At 63.7% G+C, this 2,307-nt stretch carries 1 protein-coding gene; it reads right to left on the bottom strand.

Translation table 11 applies throughout. From position 1 onward, the window contains the following. The coding region (gene aceE, locus ACFVSJ_RS24330; RefSeq protein WP_387439691.1) for a pyruvate dehydrogenase (acetyl-transferring), homodimeric type at positions 1 to 2,298 on the bottom strand (2,298 nt) is incomplete at its 3' end. Between the last annotated feature and the right edge of the window lie 9 nt (positions 2,299 to 2,307).

Here is a 2,307-nt window from a genome sequence, read left to right as displayed (position 1 = left end):
TTGGGCTTCGAGGGCCCAGGGGACGGACACGCCGGAGGCGAGGATTTGCGCGGTGGGGCGGTTCTCGGGGCCGGTGGGGGCTTGGGCGAGGTGGTAGATGCCTTTGAGGAGGCCGGTGGTGTCGAGGTTTTCGGGTTCGGCGGGTTGGGTGATGGGTTCGTTGTAGACGGTGAGGTAGTACATCACGTTTTTGTCCGTGCTGTCGGGACCGTACATTTGCTCGAGGCCGTGGCGGATGATGTGGCCGATTTCGTAGCCGTAGGCGGGGTCGTAGGTGCGCACGGCGGGGTTGGTCGCGGCGAGCAGGGGGGAGTGTCCGTCGGCGTGTTGGAGTCCTTCGCCGGTGAGGGTGGTTCGTCCTGCGGTGGCGCCGATGATGAAGCCGCGGGTCATTTGGTCGGCGGCGGCCCAGAAGGAGTCGCCGGTGCGTTGGAAGCCGAACATGGAGTAGAACACGTAGATCGGGACGAGGGGTTCGCCGTGGGTGGCGTAGGAGGTGCCGGCGGCGGTGAACGCGGCGACGGCTCCGGCTTCGTTGATGCCGGGGTGGATGAGTTGGCCGGCGGGGGATTCTTTGTAGGCCAGGACGAGGTCGCGGTCCACGGAGAGGTAGTTCTGGCCTTTGGGGTTGTAGATTTTCGCGGTCGGGAAGAACGCGTCCATGCCGAAGGTGCGTGATTCGTCCGGGACGACGGGGACGAGGCGGTTGCCGAAGTTCTTGTCCCGCATGAGGTCTTTGAGGAGCCGGACGAAGGCCATGGTGGTCGCGGCTTGTTGTTTGCCGGAGCCGCGTTTGGCGATGTCGTAGGACTTGGCCTCGGGCAGGGTCACGGGGGTGTGGTCGGGGCGGCGTTCGGGCAGGAACCCGCCCAGTTGCTGGCGGCGTTCCATGAGGTACTGGATTTCCGGGGCGTCCATGCCGGGGTGGTAGTACGGGGGCCGGTAGAGGTCCGCGTCGAGTTGTTCGTCGGTGATGGGGATGCGCAGGTGGTCACGGAAGGCTTTGAGGTCTTCCATGGTGAGTTTCTTCATTTGGTGGGTCGCGTTGCGGCCCTCGAAGTGCGGTCCCAGGCCGTAGCCCTTGACGGTTTTGGCGAGGATGACGGTGGGTTTGCCCTTGAACTCGGTCGCGGCCTTATAGGCGGCGTAGACCTTGCGGTAGTCGTGGCCGCCTCGTTTGAGGCCCCAGATCTGTTCGTCGGTCAGGTCAGCGACCATGTCCTTGGTCTGCGGGGATTTACCGAAGAAGTGTTCGCGGACGAACCCGCCGGATTCGGCCTTGTAGGTCTGGTAGTCACCGTCGGCGGTTTCGTTCATCAACTGCACCAGCGCGCCATCATGGTCAGCTTCCAGGAGGGTGTCCCATTCCCGGCCCCAGACCACCTTGATCACGTTCCAGCCCGCGCCGCGGAAGAACGCCTCCAACTCCTGCATGATCTTGCCGTTGCCGCGCACCGGGCCGTCCAGGCGCTGGAGGTTGCAGTTGATCACGAAGTTCAGGTTGTCCAGGTTCTCGTTCGCGGCGAGCTGCAACAAACCACGGGATTCGGGTTCGTCCATTTCCCCGTCACCGAGGAACGCCCAGACCTGCTGGTCCGTGGTGTCCTTGATCCCGCGGTTCTGGAGGTACCGGTTGGACTGGGCCTGGTAGATCGCGTTCATCGGGCCGATACCCATCGACACGGTCGGGAACTCCCAGAACCCCGGCATCAACCTGGGGTGCGGGTAGGAGGACAGGGCGTGGCCTTCCTTGGACTTCTCCTGCCGGAACCCGTCCAAATCCTCCTCCGACAACCGGCCTTCCATGAACGCGCGGGCGTACATGCCCGGGGACGCGTGGCCCTGGAAGAACACCTGGTCACCGCCGGAAGGGTGGTCCTTGCCGCGGAAGAAATGGTTGAACCCGACCTCGTACAAGGTCGCCGCACCGGCGTAGGTGGAAATATGCCCGCCCACACCAATATCGGACCGCTGCGCCCGGTGGACCATCACGGCCGCGTTCCACCGCATATACGCCCGGTACCGGCGCTCGAACTCCTCGTTCCCCGGGAACGGCGCTTCCTGGTCCACCGGGATCGTGTTCACATAATCAGTGGTCGTCACCATCGGAACACCCACGCTCCGGGCACCAGCACGCTGCAACAACGAACGCATAATGAACTGCGCCCGCTCCGTACCCTGCTCCGCGATCAACGCATCAAGGGACTCAATCCACTCCGCGGTCTCTTCCGGATCACGATCAGGCAACTGGGCAGTCAACCCACTAAGGATGTGTGAGGTCTCTTCTCCTGCAGCCACGTCCAACCT

The organism is Paenarthrobacter sp. NPDC058040, from assembly GCF_042885775.1.
In the GTDB taxonomy this organism is placed as follows: Bacteria; Actinomycetota; Actinomycetes; order Actinomycetales; family Micrococcaceae; genus Arthrobacter.
Note: the sequence above shows the minus strand (reverse complement) of the source record. Positions and strands in the feature narration are given on the sequence as shown.